The organism is Lysinibacillus xylanilyticus (genome assembly GCF_001708185.1).
Classification (GTDB): Bacteria; Bacillota; Bacilli; order Bacillales_A; family Planococcaceae; genus Lysinibacillus; species Lysinibacillus xylanilyticus_A.
In genome coordinates, this window is the sequence record NZ_MDDN01000004.1 from 324,559 (window position 1) to 348,710 (window position 24,152).

The window sequence follows — 24,152 nt, forward strand, 5'->3', positions numbered from 1 at the left end:
CCCCTTAGTTTAGCCGTTGTAAAATGGCCGACACCTCCTGTAAGACTGCCAAAAATTCCTTAAACCAATACCCCAAAATGACAATCTTGACCCCATCATTGACAATGTTCCCGAGTACTTTATAGTTTTGTTCTATAAGTAACATAGACACCCACTGCCCAATATAAAAAAGACTGGCACTCACCACAACGGCTTTTGCATAAGGCAAGAAAGCTAACGTCTCAAGTAATTGCTTGATGAATGGCAAGAGGAGTGCCGAGAACAACATACCGAACAGCAAAAACGAAAACATCACACTAATTAGCGCATGGAGTGGCTGTATGACTTCTTTTATAAGCATTAATAAAAGCAGCATGACAACAGCTACGATGACAATTTCCATTTACACTACCCGGAAGAGGTCAGCCATTGGAAGAATGTAAGGATTTCAGTGAAAAATAGACGCAAAAATCGCAGTAATTCCGCTGTCATATATAAGTAGGCAATGAAAAAAAGGAAAAATGAAAATTCTTTTTTTCCTGTTTGATCAAAGAAAACATGAAGAAGCGCAACTACTAGTCCCACTCCAGCGACCCTTAATACGTCTTGTAATTCCATTCATACGCCCCCTCGTGTACAGCAATATATGTTGCAAGCAAAAAAAAAAGACCTCCATACATACGTATAGAGATCTAAGATATTTATGATTTAAAGTAATTTTTCAACAATGCTTTTCACGGATCCAGTTTGTTTCACTAAATAACTATTTTCACCCATCCACATTGATAAATATTCAGCATTTCCTTGTTTCGCACTTTCTTTACGAATAGCTGTAGTTAAATCATTTTGCAATGGATATGGTGCCACAACAGCATCCTTCATACGTTCCGTAAAAGCATTCGCTAAGCCTCTTGCTGGTTTACCCGAAAAAGCACGAGTAACGGTCGTCTGCTGTGCTTGTGATTGAAGCACAGCATTTTTATAAAGCGAGGAAATTTCACACTCATCTGCCACTAATAAAGCTGTACCAATTTGAACTGCCTGTGCACCTATTGCTAATGCTTGTTCGACAGCTTCTTTTGTGACAATACCTCCTGCTGCGATAATCGGAATGGAAATTTGTCCTATTACCTGCTGCAGTAAATCGTGCAAATGGATGAACTGCATCGGCTCAGTGAAGGAACCACGATGACCACCAGCCTCACCACCCTGAAGGACAACAGCATGCATTCCCGCTTGTTCTACATGCTTCGCTTCCTCTAATGTAGTAGCTGTACCAATAACATAAACGTCATTGTCCTTTAAGCGCTGAATGACATCTGCTGAAGGAATGCCAAATGTAAAGGAACATATAGCTACATTTTCATCAAGAACGGCTTGTACTTGTCCTTCAAATACTTCCTTGGACATAACACTTTGCACAGGCGAAAGGCCAAGTTCGTCGTAAAACGGTTGTAAAGCCATTCGAGCCTTCTGAAGAACATCAATATCAATACGTGGCTCTTCCTGTACAAATAAGTTTACTGCAAACGGTTTTTTCGTTAGCTGTTTAACTTCCTGAATAAAGCTTTTCGTTTGTTCTCCATCTAAATAACCCGCTCCAATCGAACCTAAAATACCTGCCTCTGCGCAGGCAGCAACAAATTTTGGCGATGTTACACCAGCCATTGGTGCTTGAATCATCGGGGTTGGTATTTCAAAAATTGTTTGTAGCATAGCATTCACTCCTTACTTTTATTGTAAACGTTTCTTCCATATATGACCATCAGATAATTATAAAAATCTTCTCTTCATAACTTTCTATCTATGCATTGCTTCGGTAACTCTACCTTCACTTTGGCTCTTCTATGGCTCATCAGCATAACGTGTGGTTGATTTCCGTTCCGACTTATATACAAGGCATTCACCTTAACAAATGTCATCCACAACTTTTGGTGGAGAGCCTTTTCAATCGTGATATGTATAAAAAAACCTACTCTTTTGTTAGAAAAGAGTAGGCTGCATGTTGTTATTCATTACGCACGAGAAACGTAAGAAGCTTCTTCTGTATTGATGATTAATTTGTCACCTTGGTTAACGAAGAATGGCACTTGTACAATAAGACCTGTTTCAAGAGTTGCAGGTTTTGTACCACCAGAAGCTGTATCACCTTTAATACCAGGCTCAGTTTCTGCTACTTCTAGCTCAACAGTGTTTGGTAATTCAATACCTAGCATTTCACTTTGGTATGATTGAATATGAACTTCCATGTTTTCTTTTAAGAATTTTAATTCATATTCAATTGCAGCTGAAGCAAGTTCAGTTTGCTCATATGATTCTAGATCCATGAAAACATGCTCGTCACCTTGTGCATAAAGGTATTGCATTTTACGGTTATCAATTTGTGCTTTTTCAACTTTCTCACCTGCACGGAAAGTTTTTTCATTTACTGAACCGTTACGTAGGTTACGTAATTTAGAACGTACGAACGCTGCACCTTTACCTGGTTTAACGTGTTGGAAATCTAACACGCGGTATAATTGGCCATCAACAATAATTGTTAGACCTGTACGGAAATCGTTTACTGAAATCATTTGTGTTCCTCCATAGATTATAAAATAATGAGTTCTTTTGACGAATGCGTTAGTAGTTCATTACCTGTCTCTGTGATTAAAATATCGTCCTCGATACGTACACCACCGATTCCTGGTAAATAAACTCCTGGTTCAATCGTTACGGCCATACCTGGCTCTAGCACCGTATTTGAACGCATCGATAAGCCAGGGCCTTCATGTACTTCAAGACCAATACCGTGTCCTAACGAATGACCAAATGCCTCGCCATAGCCTTTTTCTTTTAAGTAGTCACGTGCAATCGCATCTGCTTGAACCCCTGTTAATCCAGGACCTACTTTTTCAAGTGCTAGAAGCTGGGAAGCAAGTACTGCGTTGTACATATCCACTAATTTTTCAGATGGTTCGCCAACTGCCACAGTACGTGTAATATCCGAGATATAGCCATTGTACAGCGCTCCAAAGTCTAATGTGACAAAGTCGCCTTTTTCAATCACTTTATTCGTTGCAACGCCATGTGGTAGCGCTGAGCGAAGACCAGACGCAACAATTGTATCGAATGAGGACTGGGTTGCTCCTTGTTTACGCATGAAGAATTCTAATTCATTCGAAACTTCAAGCTCTGTTTTACCTGGCTTGATGAAGTCTAAAATATGTGTAAATGCGTGATCAGCAATTTCACACGCAACCTTAATAATATTAATCTCTTGTTGCGTCTTAATCAAGCGAATTTTTTCAATTAGCCCAGAAATCGGTACTAAATCTGCTTGAATTATATTTTTATATAGCTCATATGTGCCATAGCTAACAGTATCTTTCTCAAAGCCCAATAATTTGATACCCATGTTATTTACTTGCGTTCCAATTTCCTCAAGGATTGTTGCCTCATGCTGTACAATTCGGAAGTCCTGTACTTGTGCAGCAGCTTGCTCTGTATAACGAAAATCCGTGATAAACACAGCATCATTTTGAGACACAATCGCTACGCCCGCTGTTCCTGTAAAACCAGTCATATAACGACGATTATACCCGTTCGTAATTAAAATGCCATCGATATTTTGTTCTTGAAGTGCCTTACGTAGCTTTTGCAATTTCAACATAATCAATTCTCCCTCTCGATAAATGTGCGTAGTGCCAGTTCATAGCCTTTCGTACCTAGTCCACAGATTTGACCAAGGCATGCCGGAGCAAGATAGGAATGATGACGAAAAGCCTCACGTTTATGGATATTTGAAATATGTACTTCTATAACCGGCACAGAAATCCCTGCAATCGCGTCATGTAACGCTATACTTGTATGGGTATATGCACCGGGATTAAAGATAATACCATCATATTTTTCGTCTTCTGCTTCATGTATCCAATCAACAAGTACTCCCTCATGATTAGATTGACGAAACTCGACAGTGGCACCTAAAGACGCCGCAAGATTCTGAACATTTTTTTTCACATCTTCTAATGTTTCATAACCATAAATATGTGGCTCTCGTTTACCTAGTCGATTTAAATTAGGTCCATTCAAACATAATAACTTCACGCATATTCTCCTCTTTCTATGTACTTGCCATTTATTTTATCATACAGGGCAAGGCGCATACAGCAACTAATTTCCTTTTTGTGCTGTATGCTCTCTCTGATGGAAATTCGCTGTTTCAAGCAAGAACCGTAAAAGACAAATAACAACGACCATGAAAGGAATCGATAATTTTTTAAAGGATGAAAGTTGTAAAGGCAAATCAAGAGCAATCCATTCTAATGTGATGGTCAAAAAAAGTCCGAGTAAAAAAGAAGATAAAATAGCTGGAATAATATAAACATATCTCAATGTAATAAATAATAAAAATCCTATGATAAATAAAACTAGAATTAAAAAACTCCATTGAAAAAGTTTTGAGCTACCTTCAAACAGCTCCCACTTTTTATAAAAACCTATTGGATTCCATTTAATAAGATGCAAATATTGAAGACCCTTTAAACACAATGCTAAAAAAAGTGCACTGACGAGCGATGTTATACTAGCCACTTTCAAGCAAACCCCTCCTACCCTTAGTTAATTTTCTACCGTTAATCATTTCCTAACTTGTACGATTAGTGTAGCCATATAGAAATTTTACTATGCGTAACTCTAGAGGTTTTTCACTAAATTTAGTACAATGGTACAGTTGAAATAAATAAAGAGAGTGGTGTTAGCCTTGAGCAATTCACCTGTTTACGGGGGACAAGCACAATTAGAGGGTGTAATGTTCGGAGGAAAGGAACATACGATTACTGCCATTCGCCGTAACGATGATTCCATTGATTATTATCATTATAAAAAGGTTCAAAATCCTATCTTACAAAAGCTAAAAAAAATTCCATTGATTCGAGGCGTTGTCGCACTAATTGAATCTGCTGGTTTAGGCTCACGCCATATGCAATTTTCAGGGGATCGTTACGACATTACACCTGGCGAAGAAGAGGAACATAAAGAAGAAGGTTCGAAACTTCAAATGATGTTAGGAGTTGCAGTTGTAGGTATTCTTTCCTTTTTATTTGGTAAATTTGCCTTTACATTAATTCCAGTATTTATTGCGGATTTTTTCTCTAGTTGGATAGAGAGTAAGACCGGTCAAATTTTACTTGAGAGTGGTATTAAGCTACTTTTATTACTAACCTATTTATATTTTATATCTTTAACACCTATTATTAAACGAGTCTTCCAATATCATGGTGCAGAACATAAAGTTATAAATTGCTATGAGGCAGGAATGGAAATAACAGTGAAAAATGTACAAGCACAATCACGCTTACACTATCGATGCGGTAGTAGTTTTATGCTATTCACTGTCTTTGTCGGCATGTTTTTATATTTCTTTGTGCCAACTGATCCACTATGGTTACGTCTTTTGGACCGTATTTTATTAATCCCAGTTGTTCTTGGTCTATCTTTTGAAGTACTTCAAGCGACAAATGCGTGTCGTAATATTCCTGTGTTACGATTCCTTGGCTATCCAGGTTTATGGCTACAATTACTGACAACACGTGAACCGAAAGATGACCAAGTGGAAGTAGCCATCGCATCTTTCAATATGTTACTTCAAGTTGAGCAACAACCAGAGATCGCAGCTACTTTGAATCATGACTAAAAAAATCAGCTAGGCTTCGGCATAATTGCGTCCGGAATCGGCTGAAAGAAATTAAAGGTGCAGGTCCAACTGATGAATATCTGTTTGGACCTGCCCTCATTATTAAACTATTTAAAGTTTTTAGTACAGGCCTCGCATCTTTCGTTTAAATAAGAGAGTCGCAATAATAAAAATAAAGACCGTATAACCTATAACGATAGAGAGTGGTAGGCAAACATCTAAATAAGCTCCACTTAGTGCTGCACGTGCTGCATTAACAGCATGAACAAACGGCAATAATTGTGCAATAGATTGAAATGTACCACCGATCATCTCAGGCTCAAACCACGTACCGCTTAACCATGTTGATAAATTGACAAATATCGCAAAGATGCCTCCTACCTGCTTATCCGTAAAAATTGTTCCAAATAATAAACCGAATCCAATATACAGCAAAGAAATGACAATAAGTACGCCTACCATTAAAAGGACAGATATATTGAATGACAAACCTAAAAATAGAGCGGTGAGCAAACAGAAAATAATTTGTAATAATGCAATTGGCAGCAAAGGCAATACATAGCCTAAAATATAATCACCTGCTGACATAGGAGAGGCAAAAATCCGCATTAAAAAGGATGAGCTTTTATCCTTACCTAGTAACATGCCAGAAAAAAGAGTAAGAAACGAAAAACTAAAAACAATCACGCCGGGTGCTAGATTACTAATTTCAAATAATCCAAACTGCATATTTTTTTGCATGACTGAAAATAGAGCCATAATTAGAACCGGTAAGCCCATCCCAAAAATTAGAGTTACTGGATCCCGTACTATTTCCTTATGATTTCTTATCGCAAATACACTTGCCTTCAAAGTGAATCCTCCTCTGTAAGCTCTAAAAATACTTCTTCTAAAGAATGTTTTTTTGTTTCATGCATTAATTGCTGAATTGTACCAAGAGCACGCATTTTCCCACGATGCATAATCCCTACACGATCTGCCAGCATCTCTACCTCTTCTAAATAGTGAGTTGTTAAAACAATCGTTACCTCACCTTTTAATTGGCTCAGTATTTTCCATAGATCACGACGTGCACGTACATCCATCCCTAATGTCGGTTCATCTAGAAAGAGTATTTTCGGATTAGACATCATAGCCATTGCAACACTTAATCGACGCATATACCCACCCGATAACGTTTTAGCTTTACTAGACTGGCGAGGAGTTAAACCAAACAAATTCATCTGTGCATTTGCTCGTTTTTTTGCCTCTATTTTTGAGCAACCATAAATCTGGCCCATAAATAGCAAATTTTCTAATACAGTTAAATTAGGTGCAACAGCCGTTTCCTGTGGAGAAATATTTATTTTCTTTTTAGCAGCGACCTGATGGTAAACTATACTTTCCCCATCCAAAATGGCATCTCCATCTGTTGGTGGTAATAGTCCGCAAAGCATTTTAATCGTTGTCGTCTTGCCAGCTGCATTTTGACCAAGAAGTGCAAAAAATTCTCCCTTTTCTATACATAAAGATAACTGATCCACTACCACAATTTCCTTATAATGCTTCGTTAAGCCCTTTATTTCAATTGTCATGATAGTCACCTCTCTCAATTAGCATGGCATTAATCTTTTCAATTTCGCGCTTCGAAAGCTTATATTGCAATAGCCATGTCACAACATAAGTTCCTAAGAAACTTGCAAATAAGGAGAAAATATTGGCCATCGTTTTCGGCATCCATAAAACCATGACAATTGGTATCCAAATTATGGCCGTTACAAAAAAGTGCACAATATATTGCTTCAACATACCCCATCTCGCAATTTCAAAGAATAGTGCAGCTAGAGCAAATGTGACCCCAATCAAACCCGTCAACACAACTTGAGTCATAATTGCCATTGTTTCACTTTCAAATAAAGCTTGAAATTCAGGAACTACCCAAACGTAGCTTTCTTGTGATATCCCAAGCGATACAAAAAATTGTACGATTTGTCCAAATACCGCACCTATAATAAACCCACCTAAAATCCGAATTAGTATGTCTTTTCGCACATCTTTCACCTCATATCCCCAATTGCTTCTTAATTTTTGTTACATAACGCCTTGACGCGTATGTTTTAATCCCACCTGTTAGCTCAACACCGATCGTTCCTGTTCTGCTAATATCCATATGTTTAATCATGTTACGATTAACAATTTCAGCATTTGAAATACGTACAAACAGCTGTGTATCCAGCTTTTCTTCAAGCTCATACAAGCGAAGGCGCGCAATGTAAATACCAACCATTGTTTGCACGAAAACCTTCTTTTGCTCCGTATAAATGCGCACAATGTCCCCACAGCTAATAAACTCGACACCTCTATCTGAGAAGACCAATAATGTATTGACTTCAGCGGAAGCGATACTCTGCATGAGATGCTCTATTTCATCGGTCATCTTATCAGTGTGAATAATAACTTTTGGCTCTTTGCATGTCGGATCAATCGACACTTCTACCTTCATTTCATCAGTCCTTTCATTCGTTTTCACTATAATTTTTTTTACTAATTATGTAAATGGATTTTGGACGACTGGTCGTTTACATGGGATAAGTGGTTTAAAAATCAATTTCTCCTTGCATAATTGCGAGTAGCCCGTAGCGGAAATCAGAGCCTTCAAATTAATCAAGATGGATAAAAATGATTAATCAGAAATAAAGTTTGATCAAATAGCTACTTATAATATTGATAAATGAACAAAAAGAAAAAGCATGTTTTGAAAAAAAGATTGATTCAAACACGCTTTTTCTATTCTCAATTGTTATAAAAAATTTGATGTTTTTTGTGAACCTTGCTTATTTAAATCGCCTTTTTATTGGACAAACATATTGCAATAATCCTTTGATCAGCTCATGCTTCTTAAAGTAACGCACACTTTCGTTTAGCTAATCTATCTGGTTACTAATTATATTAATAATTTTATGTTGAGCATCTATGGCTTCAGGGATGGGCATCACAACAAACACATGATTCATTTTAGGATAAACTAAGGTATTGATTTCAATCCCTTGTTCCGTTAGTTTTTCATCAAATTTGATTGCATCTGGATATAAACATTCGTGTGTTCCAATAAAATGAGTAATTTTACCAAGTGCTCTGAAGTCACCGTAAATAGGACTAATCAATGGGTCATTTAAATGTTTATCAGCTGCCCATATCTTTGTAATGACTTCCATTCCCTCACTAGCTAACATCGGGTCCTTTTCCTCATATTCAGCTATAAGAGGGTTTTCAAAACCCATATCAACACATGCAGATAATAAAATAATATCTTTCGGTTGAGGCAAATGGTTCATCTTCAAAAGAAGGGCCAGACCAAGTGTTATATTACCGCCTGCAGAATCTCCCATGATCGTTAATTGATTGGAACTGTCAACACTTCCAAGAATTTCTTTATATAAGTTAAGGAGTTTTGGATAGGTATCTTGATAGTTAAAATGAGGTACTTTAGGATAAATGGGCGCAATAATTTTCACATTTAAAGATTGTGCCATTTTATCCATGAACAACCAGTGTAAATTTAAAGGTTGATTTGTCCAAGCACCACCATGTAAATAGAGAATAACTTTTTGTTTCAAAGACTTTTGGTCATTTAAAGTGATAACCTGCATACCCTCGAATGCCTGCTCCTTCATATCACTTAAAAAATTAACATCATCCCCAATAACATAGGGCTGAATATTTTCTGTTCCCCTCTGCTTAATGAACTGTTTTGTATTTTCAATACTAGAAAAACTCTTTTTATTGCTTTGGAAAATTAACCATTTTTCAAATTGAACACTTTCTTCAGAACGTTCTCCGTTAAAAATTTCTACACTCATTTTATTCTCTCCTTTAAACATTTTTATTGTTCATCCTTTTCATAACACGAAATGATTTATAATAGCCATGTATTAGAAGTCTTAACAAACTCGATAGAAGATCTTGAATTGAACGGAGACTTTCGTTTTCTTTCAATTCTAGTATAATACTAAATTTCACCAGGCAATCTTCTATATATTAACTATACCGTTAGAACTTCGTTTTAGAAGAGCTAAAATGTTATTTTCTACTTAGAAACGAAACTGCCCCGTTACTTTAAGTGTAAACCTTCACAATCTCTTATTTTAACCCTTGATGTCACGGTGTCGTTCAACAATATTGCCCGATGGTTGAACAAAGAAAGATTCTACTAAATAGATCTTTTTATCAGACTTTTTTATAAATGATCTAATTTCATTTTAATTCCATATTTTGAAGTATACCCCTTCAAAATCCATGACATTTACCGAGTGAAATAAAAAATGCCTATCCCCCCTGTTGGTGAGTTAGGCTGTGATACTTAAAATTCCATGTTGTATATGCAAAACTTTTATTATCTATTTTGGAGGATCATTTCGTACGAAGTTGGTTGGCCAGAACTGACTTGAATGTACGATTGGCCATAGCTAAAAGCTTTGGTGTTGGTTTAGAATAAAATTTGATTATAAATCCTTGATTTAATTGTATATAAAAAGTTGTCGTTTTGAATAAAGATTGATCATTTTAAATCCCCTCACTCCCAAGCTCCCGTTAGCCATCCATGAAGCGCAATAAACAGCTCTTCACCACAAAAAATGAAAGATGATTAAGTTCTTTCATGGGAGTTTACTATCAAAGATTATTTTTATTACTTATAAAGGAAATTTGTTCAGCTGATATAATAAAATCAATTAATTCCATCGTTTCATTGTGTAGCAAGACGTGAAATTCATAATTGCCATTTACTTTATATATTTCCTCATACATCCACCATGAATCTTCTAACAAATCATCCTGTTTGATAATATTAAAATTTTCAAATATGACTTCATCTATATTTGTATAACTCCCTTTATTATCAAGGAGTAATTTTAAGGATTTATCATTCTTAATTGATTTTATAATTTTGCAATCACGGAAGCTACAACCCCCATCAATTTCTATATCCAGTAATGTTGAGTTTTCTTTTATATATCTTTCGTAATCTTCAATTACTGTGGTTACAATTCTGTCATTTTCCTCGCAAAATTGAGTTACAGCATTTATTACCTTACGAGTTGCCTTATCTAAAGTAAACACCCTTATATCTGCAATCTGTTTTAATATTGTTTCTGGTAATTGCTTTTTTAAATACATAAGATTATGTATGAAAATATCATGAAATTGTTCTATTCCCTTTTCTTTATTAAAAGGTTCATAGTTATTATCATCATCTCTGTTTGCTGTTTCGTTAGATTTTAATATTAAATTAGCTTCTTCTTGTACAGTACGCCAACTATTCAATTTTCTATTTAATTCAATGTGGTAAAGCTGTTGAAAATATTCTTCTGAGAATGTTTCAGCTTGCTTTTCTTCCTCTAAATGCAGATGGATATTATTTTTTTGACACAGTTCATACCATTCTTTAGTAAAATATTTCATTTTATTACCCTCGTCTCTCTATGTAGATAATTTTTAATTAACCTGCACAGTTAGTTTAAGTACAATTCTTCACAAGATAAACATCGTTTTTAACATTCATGCCCAATAAAAAACCATCTCAAAGAATAACAAAAGAGGTGATTTTTATTAATCTTTATTACAAATTACCAATCTATATTATAAACGATTAATCTTTTTTTACAAAGCATACAATAAAAAAAGTGCCTATCCGAGATAGACACTTTTTCATTATTTTATAGGCCACATTTTAACTGTGCAGCACAGTTTGTACATGTATTACAGCCGCCGATTTCTTCAACAGTTCCTTTACGGCATACTGGGCAAGTATTCCCTACATCTGAACCAATTACTGTTGTCGATTCTAAAGCTTGAATCGTATCTACTAACACAACAGGACGTTTTGTTGGCTCTTCTACAAATTCTTCTTCAAATGATAATTGATCCATATCATTTTCTTCTGCTTTCAATGTAAGTACTTGTGAATCACGGCTACCATCTACATAGACCGTACCACCTTTAGCGCCACCTTTATATAAACGCTCGTACACTTTTTCAACTTGTTGTACTGTATAACCTTTTGGTGCATTTACAGTTTTTGAAATCGATGAATCGATCCATTTTTGGATGATACATTGTACATCCGCGTGAGCCTCTGGTTTTAACTCCATCGCTGTAACAAACCATTCAGGAAGGTTATTTTCATTTACTTCAGGATGACGTTCTAAATATTCTTGGACGATCTCCGCTTTTACTTCGATGAACTTACCTAGACGACCTGAGCGGTAATATGTGAACGAGAAGTATGGCTCAAGACCCGTTGCTACACCTACCATCGTACCAGTAGAACCAGTTGGAGCTACTGTTAGTAAATGCGAGTTGCGAATACCTGTTGCTAAAATTTGCTCTTTAATGTGTGCAGGCATTTTTTGCATAAAGCCTGTTTCAGTAAATGCTTTACGTAAACGTGATGTCTCTTCCTCAGTTGCTCCTACAAGGAATGGGAAGCTACCGCGTTCTTTCGCAAGTTCTGTTGACGTCTCATACGCAGTTTCAGCAATCGTCTTAAAGATTTCATCAACTAGCTCATTACCAGCTTCTGAGCCATATTCTTTCTCACAATAAATTAGTAAGTCCGCTAAGCCCATTACGCCTAAGCCAACACGACGCTCTCCAAGAGCTTGTACACGGTTTTCTTCTAAGAAGTATGGTGTTGCATCAATTACATTATCCTGCATACGAACACCAACACGAACTGTTTCACGTAGTGCTTCGAAATCAATTGTTTGATCTTCTTTATTTGCAAACTGCGCTAAATTCACAGCTGCTAAGTTACACACAGAATATGGTGCAAGTGGTTGTTCCAATTATTGTTATCCTAAAGGCTTTTTATCCTCTAGTTCTTACAGTTCAATTCCTGTAAGTTCAGCATACATTTTCATTACAAAACTTCTGTAATGTTGCGGTCTCGTGCCCGGGTTATAGTCTACTAAGTAGGATCACCGGGTATGCGTTGCCCCTGACTGAAGTTTTACCTTTAGCCTTCGGTTCGGATTAGCATCTCAGCCTTCCCGCTTTATCCCGCAATTTTTAACGTGAGGCGAAGTCCACCACACGGATTTGTCGCTACAACACTTTGACCATAAGCTTTTGCGTTTGTCATGTCATTAGCATTGTCGATGAAGAAAATACCTGGCTCTGCAGAGTACGTCGCACAAACGTTGATTAAATTCCATAATTCTTTCGCTTTAATCGTACGGTATGTGCGTACTTTATAGCCCATTTTCTCCCATTCACGTACGTCGCCAACTTTATGCCATTCCGTGTTGTAAACGTTCATTTCTTCTTTTGTATATTCTTCAACCGCTGGGAAGCGAAGCTCGAAGTCAGCGTCATTTTCCACAGCTTGCATAAATTCTTTTGTTAATGTTACAGAAATATTTGCACCTGTTAAAAACTCTTGATTGTGAACAGTATACGTACCACCATCACGTAATTTGTTCTCCGCTTCACGAATAATAGCCGTATCAAAACCGCCTAAGCCTTCAATCCCTTTATAGTTTACAATGCCTTGATACATAGCTTCTTCTTGGAATGAAAGAGGTTTGAAGTTTAACTTTTCTTTTGCTAGACGAATAATTGATTCATCTGTTGTATTTTCGATTAGGTATCGTAGAATACGTGGATTTTGCATTTTTGATATAATAAATTCCACGATATCAGGATGCCAATCTGCCAGCATAATCATTTGTGCCGATTCCCTTACGCGGGTTCGCTACACCCACTCTCTATGTCACCATAGAAGTTGAGACCATATCTTACATCTTATTAGATGTCCTCGCACTTCGGAGTGGCTTCACTCCTACTCTACTCACTTCCGCTAACTTAGCGTGCTTTCGATGGTCGTTGAACCTTCCTCTCTGAAAGAGGCTTGGCTGCTGATTGTCTTTATCCCACTGCTATTTTCAAGCATTCACGCTTACCGTTTCCAGTTACGTTGTAGCTAGCAGTGCATTTATAATGCGTTGTTTAACATTTTCAAAATCATTTTTTATCTCATCTTCCCAGAAACGGAGTAAGGTGTAACCGTGAGCTGCTGCAATTTGATTTTTTTCAACATCCCTGGCTTTTATCCTCTTTTGGACTTCATAAAAAGAGGAATAAAATTTTGGATTCCCATGCCAAAAATCGCCATCACATTCAATTAGAATTTTTGTCCCTAATAGTAAAAAATCAAATTGTGCTCCTTCAAAGATGAAGGAATATTTGTAGGGGATTGATTGTTCAACTAAGAAATGCTCTAAAGCTCTTTCAATACTAGTTTTTCTAAATGTTTCTCTCTCTAATTGTTTTAATGCAGCTTGTCGAATTTTTTCGATTGTTTCTTTACTATAAACCCCTGTCTTACCACTATTCCACGAAGGAGTTCCATTTATTTTTCTAGTTTTTGCTGTTTTCGAAATGATATTTTCAAAATGAACCTTTTTTTGTTCATCTGGCATTTCATTGTGCCACTTTCCTGTATTTTGTGATCGAAGTCTACTCGCACACTCTTTACTACAAGTTTTAGTCTGCCGATGTTTTTCATCGAATAGTTTTCCACAAATTACACAAGTTAAAGGCTCACCTTTTCCGCGACAGCTTCTACTACAAAATTGATTGGGAATACCTCGCCTCAATTTAACCTTTTTATTACATAAAATATATTGGCAGGTCACCATTTCTATTGGGTAAAAATAAGATATTAAATAATTATCTAATGTTAAGTTATGCTCATTTTTTAAATGAGTCGTAAACCACCCTTGCTTATTATGATTTATTGTAAAACCACATATTAAACAAGTTTGTGGCTGTTTCGCATCATAAACATCCATATTTCCCACCTCGATTAAAGTGACAATATTTCTGTTAAAGAGTTCCCAGCAATTCACGAGGTTTGTTTACGCAGAAGCACCTAGATTATGTTGACCTCTGCGGCTTCCACCTTGTTCGACAAGATGAGTCAGCTTCGCAATATCATCTAACCATGACACAGAACCAGATGATTTACCATTTACACCACGTGCTAAAGTGTTACGCGGACGCAATGTTGAACCATTTGTCCCTACACCACCGCCGCGGCTCATAATTTCCATTACTTGCTTACGGTGATCACTGATTCCTTCACGTGAATCTGCTACAAATGGCATTACGTAACAGTTGAAGAAGGTTACATCTGTTTCAGAACCCGCTCCGTATATAACTCGTCCAGCTGGAATGAATTTTAATGATACTAACTGCTCATAAAACTTCTCAAACCATTCTTGGCGTTTCTCTTGTGTTTTTTCAACAGAAGCAAGCCCTGTTGCATTTCGTTTTGCGATTTGTTCATAAAAAATTTCAAGAGGCTTTTCTAGCACGTCAATTGAACGCGTAATCACACCCGTTTCTTGCTCTTTCGGATCATCTAAAGCACTACGATAATCTTCCTCAATCAAAATATCTGCTGTTTTTGTAGACATATCAAGCTTTTGGATTGTCCCTAAACCACGTGCAGGGAATTTTGGATCTGCCTTCACTGTTAAGACGACGAAATCACCGGCTTTTAACGTTTTCTTCTCCGTATCCTTAAACGAGTAGCGATCGATCATTACAAGTCTTGATACACCTTTATGCGTAATGTGCATATCAGGCGTTACAGGATGCACCTGTGGAAATTGTTCAATATCTTTGTTTAACTGTTTAAATTTGTTTACTTCGGGTTGATGATTTGTGAGTACCATCGTTTTGCCTCCCTTATTTTCTGCCTTACAAATATAAATACACAATATCATGTGTCGCTAAACACTACATATTGTGTATTAATCTTTAAAAAAGATACTATATATAGTTTTTTAATTCAACTCTTGCAATTTCGAGTAGCATCCGAAATGCTCGTCCTCACAAGGTTTGAACGATAAAAAAATATTTTTCTTATACCATTTTTTATTTTTTGAAGTTCCAATCATCACATGCATATTTTTTTTCTTCAAGTGCATGCACATATTCTAATTGCTCCTCAGAAAGTGTAAATGGTTTTAAATCAATTTGCAACGATTTTGCAAAACCATCTCTAAAAGCTGTCACACATTGTTCAATAGTCACTGGTTCTTTCACAAGGTTATTGATAGCAACCGCTTTCTCTGGCATCTTTCTACGCATACGTGCTCTCGCCTCTTCACTTGAAAAATTGAAGACAGACAATAATTTTTCTTGATCTAAATCAAGTAAAATAGCTCCGTGCTGTAAAATAACACCTTTTTGACGAGTTTGTGCACTACCAGCTACTTTTTTACCTTCTACGACAAGCTCATACCAGCTTGGCGCATCAAAGCAAACTGCACTTTTAGGTTTCTTTAAGTCAGCTCTTTGTTCCTCTGTATTAGGCACACTAAAATAAGCATCCATACCTAAATTATGAAAACCTTGCAATATCCCTTCACTTAACACTCGATATGCCTCTGTCACTGACTCAGGCATATCTGGATAGCTTTCTGAAACAATGACGCTATATGTCAACTCATGCTCATGTAAAACAGCTCTACCGCCTGTTGGACGACGAACAAAGCCTAGTCCTTGTTCACGCACCGCTTCTAAATTGATATCTCTTTTCGCCTGCTGAAAATAGCCAATCGAAAGAGTTGCTGGCTCCCACTCATAAAAACGAATAACCGGCGGAATTAAACCTTCACTGTGCCAATCAAGTAATGCTTCGTCTAATGCCATATTAAAAGAAGGACTACATTTCCCTGAATTTAGAAAATACCAAGTTGTCATATATTCATCTCCTACAAGTATTAAATTAAACCTTCGCGAACGTGTACAAAATAAGTCGGGTTGATCTCCGTTCCGGCAGGGTGCTTTCCTGGAGTCGCCCCGCCTTCACTCCAATCAACTTATATATGGCATACGTTTTAACAATGTCATCCAACTATTAATGATAGCCCAAAATAGTGCTTCTCAAAATTTTGACACTCTGCGTTTAGTTCTATTCTTTATTGAAGTAATCCCCCACCCTAATCCAAGAATGGGGTGGAATGATTCTGTGGCCTTTCACTCATAACATTCAATAGATTAATTCTAGCCACAATGTAATTAATTTTATCAAACTCATTGGACTATCGCTAGCGCATCTTTTATAATAATAAAGAAGATAGAAAGGGGTAAGAAAATTTTGGACATACTTATCACAATCGGTATAATGTTAGTAGTCGTAATTGCATATATCGTCATTAATTCTATGCGACTAAAAAAAGCCGTAACAAACCTAACACAAGAACAATTTATTGAAGGTTATCGTAAAGCTCAACTGATCGATGTACGTGAGCAAAAAGAATTTGAAGCTGGTCACATTCTTGGTGCACGTAATGTTCCTTCAACTACACTACGTCAACGTTACAAAGAAATCCGCCCAGATTTACCAGTATATTTATACTGCCAAAATACAGGCCGTAGCTCTCGAGCTGCACTGTTTCTTAAAAAACGTGGCTACAACCAAATTTACCAACTTCAAGGCGGCTTCCGTACTTGGACAGGTAAAATAAAGTCCAAAAAACAGTAATGAAACAAAATAGATAAGACAATAGCGACTTATATAAATAAATTCACTCTTTGAAACTAAGTAAATTTATATATATTTACCTATATCGCTTTGTTTCACACCGAAAGAACCATCTCAAATGACTATGAGATGGTTTCTTTTTTTGCAAAAAATTCTGAGTTTCTACTATATTATACTTATTGTTTAACGTCTAACAAGTTACTTCATGTTCACTAAGCACCTAATCATGCATTGGACGAAATAAGGAAAAGCAACGCGAGGCAATGTTCTGCTCGTTGTCATTGGAGATTCTTTGTTGTGGATAGGCGATCGGACAAACTGAGGAAAGCGGCTGGCCGGAAGAAAAATCAACCTTACATTATCATGGCAGCTTTACTTTATAGCAAATATTCAACATCATCCACCTATTAACATATGCCTAAAAATACTATTTTTCGTAAAGTATTTCGCTAGACGGACCATAATCTTCTTTTTTTCTGAAAATAGCTGAAATTCCCCCTTGAATAATTATGTAAGCACTGATAGGATGTATAGTATCTTAAAATAATGTCATCAAGACAACACAATACAAGCTATGAATGCTATGGATCACACTATAGCAGGAGCAGTTCTGGAGAGAACGCATTTTGCGTCGCCGAAGGGTTCACTATCTCAGGCAAAAGGACAGAGGAGTAATATCTACTTTCATCATGAAAGCTATACCACATGAATGTTTATTTTTTCATATCCAGCATTCTCAATTGGTATTTGTTATTCTGACGTTTACGAGACTAGTGTCAATACTAGTCTCTTTTTATTTTCCAGTCAAAATTTTTATGCATCTTTGAGGGGGATTAACGTGGAACAACATCAATTAAAACGTGATTTAAAAAATCGCCATGTGCAGCTCATTGCTATTGGCGGAACAATAGGCACTGGTTTATTTTTAGGTTCAGGCAAAGCCATTGCTTTAGCAGGACCTTCCATCATCTTAGCCTATTTAATCGTCGGAACTGCCCTATTTTTTGTTATGCGTGCATTAGGTGAATTATTATTATCGAACGCAGGCTATACATCATTTACTGATTTTGCATCAGAATACATAGGTCCTTGGGCAGGCTACGTCACTGGCTGGACTTACTGGTTCTGCTGGGTCATGACCGCTATGGCAGATATTATTGCTGTCGGTGTTTATGCACAATATTGGTTTGATATACCTCAATGGGTACCAGCTATTGGCTGTTTAGTACTGTTATTATTTTTAAACTTATTAACTGTAAAACTATTTGGTGAGCTAGAATTTTGGTTTGCCCTTATCAAGGTCATCACAATTGTTGCGCTGATCGTTATTGGACTAATCATGTTATTTACAGGCTTTCAAACAAGTTCTGGCACAGTGACAGTTGAAAATCTTTGGGCACATGGCGGGATGTTCCCGAATGGCCTATACGGCTTCCTAATGGCCTTCCAAATGGTTGTTTTCGCTTTTGTAGGTGTCGAATTAGTAGGTGTTTCTGCTGCTGAAACGAACGACCCTAGAAAAAATATTCCTTCTGCCATTAACAAAATTCCATTTCGTATTTTATTATTCTATGTAGGTGCATTATTTGTTATTTTATGCATTAATCCTTGGTATGAAATGTCTGCCGCAAGCAGTCCATTTGTACAAGTATTTACACTAGCTGGTATCCCTATTGCTGCAGGGATTATTAATTTTGTTGTTCTAACATCCGCTGCTTCAGCAGGTAATAGTGGTTTATTCTCTACAAGCCGCATGCTTTATAATCTTGGGAACAATAAGCAAGCTTCACCATCGTTCGCCAAGCTTAATAAAAACAGTGTACCAAGTAACGCACTTGTTGTTTCCGCAATTGTTGTATCTGCAGGAGCATTACTAAGTAAACTAATGCCTGAAAGCGCCTTTAGTGTTGTTACAACGATCAGTGCTATTTGCTTCATTTGGGTGTGGAGTATTATTTTAATTTCTCATATCATTTATAAACGGAAAAATCGTGCACTTCATGAGGCATCAATTTTCAAGGCACCATTTACTCCATTCGTGAACTATTTAGTACTTGCCTTCTTCGCATTTCTATTAGTTATTATGTTCATTTCAGAGGAAACACGTACGGCATTACTGTTAACACCAATTTGGTTTATCATACTAATGATGATTTACAAAGTGAAAAGAAAGAAATAACTACGTTAAGAGGCATTAAAAATAACTGTCCTGAATAGTGACCCTTCAAAGAAAGTGAATCTATTCAGGATTTTTCTATTTTTCTCAAAGTAATAATCCCTAACAAATTAACGATAGTATGAATAAAAGGGAGTTAAAAAAAGGAGGGTTTTTATTAAAAATAAGATCGTTATTTCTATTACGCTATTGTTTACCATTATTCTGATTTTAATATTATTGTGGTTTAGTATTGTCTAGGAGAAAAATCCAGACAATATAATAATAGAACGGATTTGCTTTAACAAGGCGAGAGAGAACGGGTTAAGAGAATTAACAACTAAAGATCTTACAATGAAAAGGATTCCCGTAAACGAAACTAATTACCATATATACTTATGAACAAAAAAGATGACCTCAGCACAGAAGTCATCTTTTTTTCATTGTTTAAAAAATCGTCATATTCCACTCGGTCGCGATATGCTTTAGTAAATTCACTCCTGCTACACTATTCCCAATGGTATCAATTGCTGGTCCGTAAATGCCAATACCGCAGCCAGCAGGAAAAGGTGAATCTAAGCCTGCATGACTTGGTACAGCCACCAAAATTGCACCAGAGACACCACTTTTAGCGGGTAACCCGATAAATGCAGCAAATTTACCAGAAGCATTATACATACCGCATGTAACCATTAATGCCTTCGCTAATTTAGCCACTTGCTTTGGAAAGAGTTGCGTTTTTAATAGAGGATGATAGCCATCATTGGCGATTACTAAACCAATCATCGCTAAATCCGAAACATTGACTTCAATAGCACATTGTTTCAAATAAACCTCCAATGCCTCCTCTACAGGGCAATCTAAAAAGCCAGAATCCATTAAATAGTATGCTAATGATCGATTACGATTAGCTGTTTGCCATTCAGATTGAAAAACCTCTTCATTTACCCTTATTTTTTTGCCAACGATTTGTTCTAAAAAATGTAGGATTTTTGTAACCTTCTCTTGTGGTGAATTTCCGTCAAGCATAGAGGAGACTGTAATCGCTCCTGCATTAATCATTGGGTTAAAAGGTTTTCCAGGTTGATGGCTTTCAAGACGAATGATTGAATTGAAGGTATCACCTGTAGGTTCAACATCTACTCGCTCTAAAACATAGGGTAATCCCCGTTCCATACACGCTAAAATAAATGTCACAACTTTTGAAACACTTTGCAGGGTAAACAGTTCAGCTGTCTCTCCTGCTTTGATTTCGTCACGATTTGGTCCGATAATCGAAATAGCTAATTGATTTGGATCTTTTTCTGATAAAGCAGGAATATAGCTTGCGCATTGTCCCTCTTTCGCATAAGGACGAAACTGTTTGACCCATTCTGATACAAGTTCATGATGATTGTTGATATGATTTGTCGGCAATTTTGTGTTCTCCTTCCAAAAAAAAATACATCTTTGTTGCTCTTCCGTACACTTCACTAAAAAAATTTAATGCTAGGCAAAAACAGAGCCTCCCTAGTTTACACTATGAAGACTCTATCCGATATAATTTTTTAAAACTTTGATGGCATCATACCTTCTGGAATTAACGATTAACTGTAAATAGTATAGCGAAGATTTGATATTCTACACAAATGAAAAAAATAAATTTATCAAGAGACTTTTTCGCTACAGAAAAACCCCGAATAAATTCGTTATTCGGGGCTAGTACTAATTAAAATATTATGGCTGCATTTGTTTATAAAGAAGTTCAAGCTTTTTCGAAAGCTTGCCATAAGCAGTTTGCCACGTTTTATATGCAGCTGGCTTCTTTTCTTCTGTTGCCGCTTCGTAAGTTTTATATAACTCATATACTTCCGTAACTTTTTTCAAATCACTTTCTGCCTGCGTTAGCTTCGAGTAATTTTTCACTAATTTTTTCTCAGTAGAACTAAGCTTGTCATACGATATACGAATTTTCGTAACTTCAGTATCTAAATTGGCAATATATTCTCCATTTTTCTCAAGCCCATTGATCATTTCCACCAAATTTAAAGCAGATTCGTTTGCAGCTTGTTGTTTTGCTTCTGCTTCAACAATTTTTTTCCGAACACTTTCATTTATTAAACTCGTCTGTTTTGACGTCAATTTTGAAAATGCTTTAATAACAGTTGCTGGATTTTTTTCGAATGATTTGTCATACTGCTTCATGAATGACTCTACTTTTTTCACATCAGAGACAGCCGTAGTTAAGATAGAAGCATTGGTAACACGTTTTTTATCACTAGAGCTTAACTTATTATATTGAGTGGATAGCTCTTTAATTTTTTCTATAGACACTGTGTACATATCATTGTTTATCATTGCAGCGATTTCACTCTCTAATTTTGATACGTCTGGAACATTGCCATCTAATAGTTTAAGTAATTTTTCATACTCATCTTTAGCTAAATGCTGTTGGTTTGCAGGTAACTTTGCATAAGCTGTTTGCACTGATTGAATTTTCTTAACCTGCTTCGTAACATCTGTTTCTTCTTTAGCATCCTGTACTTTTTTAAGGAACGATTTGGCGCCTGAAATATCTTTACTTGCTGCTGTTAGTAGGTCGTAATTCGTCACATATTTACGGGCATCGGATGATAATTTTTTATATTCCGCTGTAGCATTCGCTACTTCTGTTTCTAATTGTTGCAGAGAATAGTTGGTGATGTTTGCAAAAGAATCGATTTTTGTTTTTAAAGCTAGGGCTGCTGCTTTATCTTGTGGTTCCTTACCACCGTTACCAACAGTCACATCTGGTGAATTATTTAAAAATTCTTTTGCATTATACACAAGTGATTGCTGTAAACTTGTTAGCTTATTATAGGCTTTTAGTGTACTGCTATAGCTTGATTTTAACTTACTCTCTGAGACCCCCGGTGTTTTCTTAAGTTTTAGATAGGCATCCATATCCTTAATAACTTTTTCAGCCGTCTTAAGATCTTTTTGCAATGTTAAAATACGATCATAGTCTTTAATTTGGGCCGCTGAAGTCTTTGTTAAGTTTTTATAATCACTGATTATTTTATTGACATTATCTACGTTCTCTTTCCATGTCTCTCTTGTTGGATTAATTGGATACTGCTTGTCCCCAACATACGATTGAATTAATGCGTTTAATTTCATAATTTGAATTTGTTCTGCATTTTCCGCATTCTGCAATTTTTCTTTATACGTATTTGGAACTAATAGCATTTGCTTGTAAGTTAACTTTTCGTAAGTAGAGCGGATCGATTTTGCAGTAGTCACTTGCTTGCTCGGTGTATCATTTGGCGACAATTTATCAAATGATTTTAAGTACTGCTCAATTTTCTTTATATCTTGCTTCGCTTCTTTTAATATTGTTTGGTTTTGTACGATTGCTTGGTAATCTTTTGACAGTTTTGATATACGCGTTTCAATTTGGTTCACTGCCGCTTGTAAAGACTCTAAGCTAGAAGGAACATACTTGATATAAGAATTTTCGTAGGATATTAATGCAGAAATTTGTTTATTAATCTCTCGTACTTCCGTAAGCTCGTCAATTTTGGATGGGTTATGCAATGCCATTTTTATCGCATTGTATATTTCATCATTAACATCTAAACTGCGCTGTAAATAGTCCAGCTTATTATAGTCCGCTTCAAGATTTTTCAAAAACTGAGGTAAATCCTTTTTATCAACATTGCCCATTTTATTCAATTTTTCTTTTAATGCATCGACAGCTGCAATATCTGCAAGTGCTCTTTTCAATACTTCATAATTAGTAACATTCGCTTTAGCAGTAGATGATAGAGCTTGATATTTTTTATCTAAGTCTTTCGCAAGTGCCTGAAATTCTCCAAAGGTTGTTGTCAAATTATATTTGTTGCCATCCTTCAGTAAATCTTTAATATTCTTCGTTAATGTCTCTGTCGGCTGTTTAGATACTGTAAGTACTTTTGAGGGATCCGATTCAAGTGTATGTGAACCTACTTTCGCAGTTACTTTCACAACAATATCTTTCGGTTCCTTGTCTAAGGCATCCGTAGGGATCGTAAATGTTGCTCCTGTTGCCCCATTAATAATGGAAAAGACTTCTCCTACTTTATAAAACCATTGATAGCTGTATGTAATTTGGTTACTTTCTAATTTCGTACCGTTTGCATCAATTACATTGGCGCCTACCACTTTAACAGTATCACCTGGTGTCACAAAGTTAGTTGTTGAGTAACCTTCAAAAACTGGTTCTTCAATGCTTAATTGCAATGGCTTTATCGTACATGTATTACTTTTATAAGTATCACTTGAAGTGACCGCTTTTACGATAATTGTTTTCTTTTCTGCTTCAGCAGGAACTTTAAAGGATATGCCTGTAGCACCAGGAATCAGTTTTTCAGAACCATCCGCTTCAATATAGTACCATTGATAACTGTTTACATATGTATTAGACGGTAAATTTTTCACATCCGCTGTGATTATGTCATTGACCTTCGCATCTGCGTTTATTTTAATAGTTGATGTTTCTTCTGCCCCTACTACTGCTGGTGCAACAATGACTGCAGGTATTGCTGCAACTGATAATAAAAACTTTTTATTCAAGACGTTTGTCCTCCTTTATACCTTCTAAATTTTATATCGGTCTGAATCTAAAAATTTCCCTATAATTTAGCAATCTATCCAAAAAGGTAGATAATACTTATCTTTTTAAATATAAATATTACTTATTTGATATCTCCACTATTATATTTGCGGTTACGTTCAGCAAAATATATAATCCATTTAACTATATGATATAAAAAAATAGGTCTAAGTGCTTTTCATTACAACAGGAA

At 36.2% G+C, this 24,152-nt stretch carries 20 protein-coding genes, 3 pseudogenes and 1 riboswitch; of the genes and pseudogenes, 3 read left to right on the forward strand and 20 right to left on the reverse strand.

Features of this window, described 5'->3' with window-relative positions; translation table 11 throughout:
• Nucleotides 1-4: 4 nt before the first annotated feature.
• The 7 genes from BFJ97_RS11500 to BFJ97_RS11530 all read right to left on the reverse strand — a co-directional run bounded on the left by BFJ97_RS11500 (nt 5) and on the right by BFJ97_RS11530 (nt 4,554).
• Nucleotides 5-382, reverse strand: a complete 378-nt coding sequence (locus BFJ97_RS11500; protein WP_068984778.1) for a hypothetical protein — start codon at nt 380-382, stop codon at nt 5-7.
• A gap of 5 nt (nt 383-387) precedes the next feature.
• Nucleotides 388-597: a hypothetical protein gene (locus BFJ97_RS11505; protein ID WP_008179863.1), complete on the reverse strand. Its 210-nt coding sequence runs from the start codon at nt 595-597 to the stop codon at nt 388-390.
• 90 nt (nt 598-687) lie between these two features.
• On the reverse strand, nt 688-1,695 hold the full coding sequence (locus BFJ97_RS11510) for an NAD(P)H-dependent flavin oxidoreductase (protein ID WP_068984779.1): 1,008 nt from the start codon (nt 1,693-1,695) through the stop codon (nt 688-690).
• 299 nt (nt 1,696-1,994) lie between these two features.
• The gene (gene efp / locus BFJ97_RS11515; protein ID WP_068984780.1) at nt 1,995-2,552 is read right to left on the reverse strand and encodes an elongation factor P; all 558 of its coding nucleotides are present in this window, start codon (nt 2,550-2,552) and stop codon (nt 1,995-1,997) included.
• A 17-nt stretch (nt 2,553-2,569) separates the two neighbouring features.
• A complete protein-coding gene (locus BFJ97_RS11520) occupies nt 2,570-3,631 on the reverse strand; it encodes a M24 family metallopeptidase (protein WP_068984781.1) in 1,062 nt (353 codons plus the stop codon).
• A 2-nt stretch (nt 3,632-3,633) separates the two neighbouring features.
• Nucleotides 3,634-4,068 carry a type II 3-dehydroquinate dehydratase gene (gene aroQ / locus BFJ97_RS11525; RefSeq protein ID WP_068984782.1) on the reverse strand — a complete coding sequence of 145 codons (435 nt, stop codon included), beginning with the start codon at nt 4,066-4,068 and terminating at the stop codon, nt 3,634-3,636.
• Between the two features lie 66 nt (nt 4,069-4,134).
• Complete coding sequence (locus BFJ97_RS11530; protein WP_223553531.1) at nt 4,135-4,554, reverse strand: hypothetical protein; 420 nt, start codon at nt 4,552-4,554, stop codon at nt 4,135-4,137.
• 169 nt (nt 4,555-4,723) lie between these two features.
• Between BFJ97_RS11530 and BFJ97_RS11535 the strand changes: the two genes are divergently transcribed.
• Nucleotides 4,724-5,656, forward strand: a complete 933-nt coding sequence (locus tag BFJ97_RS11535; RefSeq protein WP_083227002.1) for a DUF1385 domain-containing protein — start codon at nt 4,724-4,726, stop codon at nt 5,654-5,656.
• Nucleotides 5,657-5,776: 120 nt separating this feature from the next.
• Here the strand turns inward: BFJ97_RS11535 and BFJ97_RS11540 are convergent, their stop codons facing one another.
• From BFJ97_RS11540 to BFJ97_RS11590, 11 genes and pseudogenes are all read right to left on the reverse strand, one after another.
• Complete coding sequence (locus tag BFJ97_RS11540; protein ID WP_068984784.1) at nt 5,777-6,508, reverse strand: ABC transporter permease; 732 nt, start codon at nt 6,506-6,508, stop codon at nt 5,777-5,779.
• Nucleotides 6,505-7,230, reverse strand: coding sequence for an ABC transporter ATP-binding protein (locus BFJ97_RS11545; RefSeq protein WP_068984785.1), 726 nt, complete (start codon nt 7,228-7,230; stop codon nt 6,505-6,507). Before BFJ97_RS11545 ends, BFJ97_RS11540 begins: the two co-directional genes overlap by 4 nt.
• Nucleotides 7,220-7,687: a DUF3021 domain-containing protein gene (locus BFJ97_RS11550; RefSeq protein WP_068984878.1), complete on the reverse strand. Its 468-nt coding sequence runs from the start codon at nt 7,685-7,687 to the stop codon at nt 7,220-7,222. Before BFJ97_RS11550 ends, BFJ97_RS11545 begins: the two co-directional genes overlap by 11 nt.
• 10 nt (nt 7,688-7,697) lie before the next feature.
• Nucleotides 7,698-8,138, reverse strand: a complete 441-nt coding sequence (locus BFJ97_RS11555; RefSeq protein ID WP_068984786.1) for a LytTR family DNA-binding domain-containing protein — start codon at nt 8,136-8,138, stop codon at nt 7,698-7,700.
• Between the two features lie 421 nt (nt 8,139-8,559).
• A complete protein-coding gene (locus BFJ97_RS11560) occupies nt 8,560-9,495 on the reverse strand; it encodes an alpha/beta hydrolase fold domain-containing protein (RefSeq protein WP_068984787.1) in 936 nt (311 codons plus the stop codon).
• Nucleotides 9,496-10,306: 811 nt separating this feature from the next.
• A complete protein-coding gene (locus tag BFJ97_RS11565) occupies nt 10,307-11,095 on the reverse strand; it encodes a DUF4085 family protein (protein ID WP_068984788.1) in 789 nt (262 codons plus the stop codon).
• Between the two features lie 254 nt (nt 11,096-11,349).
• Nucleotides 11,350-12,477, reverse strand: a pseudogene (locus BFJ97_RS11570) (hypothetical protein); the annotation flags it as partial.
• Between the two features lie 245 nt (nt 12,478-12,722).
• A pseudogene (locus BFJ97_RS11575) lies at nt 12,723-13,376 on the reverse strand (hypothetical protein); the annotation flags it as partial.
• Nucleotides 13,377-13,605: 229 nt separating this feature from the next.
• The gene (locus tag BFJ97_RS11580) at nt 13,606-14,487 is read right to left on the reverse strand and encodes an endonuclease domain-containing protein (protein ID WP_068984790.1); all 882 of its coding nucleotides are present in this window, start codon (nt 14,485-14,487) and stop codon (nt 13,606-13,608) included.
• A gap of 93 nt (nt 14,488-14,580) precedes the next feature.
• Nucleotides 14,581-15,375 (reverse strand): annotated as a pseudogene (locus BFJ97_RS11585) (ribonucleotide reductase N-terminal alpha domain-containing protein); the annotation flags it as partial.
• A gap of 202 nt (nt 15,376-15,577) precedes the next feature.
• Complete coding sequence (locus tag BFJ97_RS11590; protein WP_068984791.1) at nt 15,578-16,408, reverse strand: lipoate--protein ligase family protein; 831 nt, start codon at nt 16,406-16,408, stop codon at nt 15,578-15,580.
• Nucleotides 16,409-16,805: 397 nt separating this feature from the next.
• On the opposite strand from BFJ97_RS11590, the gene BFJ97_RS11595 reads away from it, so the two are divergent.
• A complete protein-coding gene (locus BFJ97_RS11595) occupies nt 16,806-17,192 on the forward strand; it encodes a rhodanese-like domain-containing protein (protein WP_068984792.1) in 387 nt (128 codons plus the stop codon).
• Between the two features lie 600 nt (nt 17,193-17,792).
• Nucleotides 17,793-17,869, forward strand: a riboswitch (glycine riboswitch).
• A gap of 161 nt (nt 17,870-18,030) precedes the next feature.
• Nucleotides 18,031-19,371: an amino acid permease gene (locus BFJ97_RS11600; protein ID WP_068984793.1), complete on the forward strand. Its 1,341-nt coding sequence runs from the start codon at nt 18,031-18,033 to the stop codon at nt 19,369-19,371.
• 423 nt (nt 19,372-19,794) lie between these two features.
• Here BFJ97_RS11600 and BFJ97_RS11605 read toward each other — a convergent pair whose 3' ends face one another.
• Nucleotides 19,795-20,763, reverse strand: coding sequence for a glutaminase (locus BFJ97_RS11605; protein ID WP_068984794.1), 969 nt, complete (start codon nt 20,761-20,763; stop codon nt 19,795-19,797).
• Nucleotides 20,764-21,063: 300 nt separating this feature from the next.
• Nucleotides 21,064-23,919 (reverse strand): hypothetical protein, encoded by a 2,856-nt coding sequence (locus BFJ97_RS11610; protein WP_068984795.1) that lies wholly within the window; start codon nt 23,917-23,919, stop codon nt 21,064-21,066.
• Nucleotides 23,920-24,152: the final 233 nt, after the last annotated feature.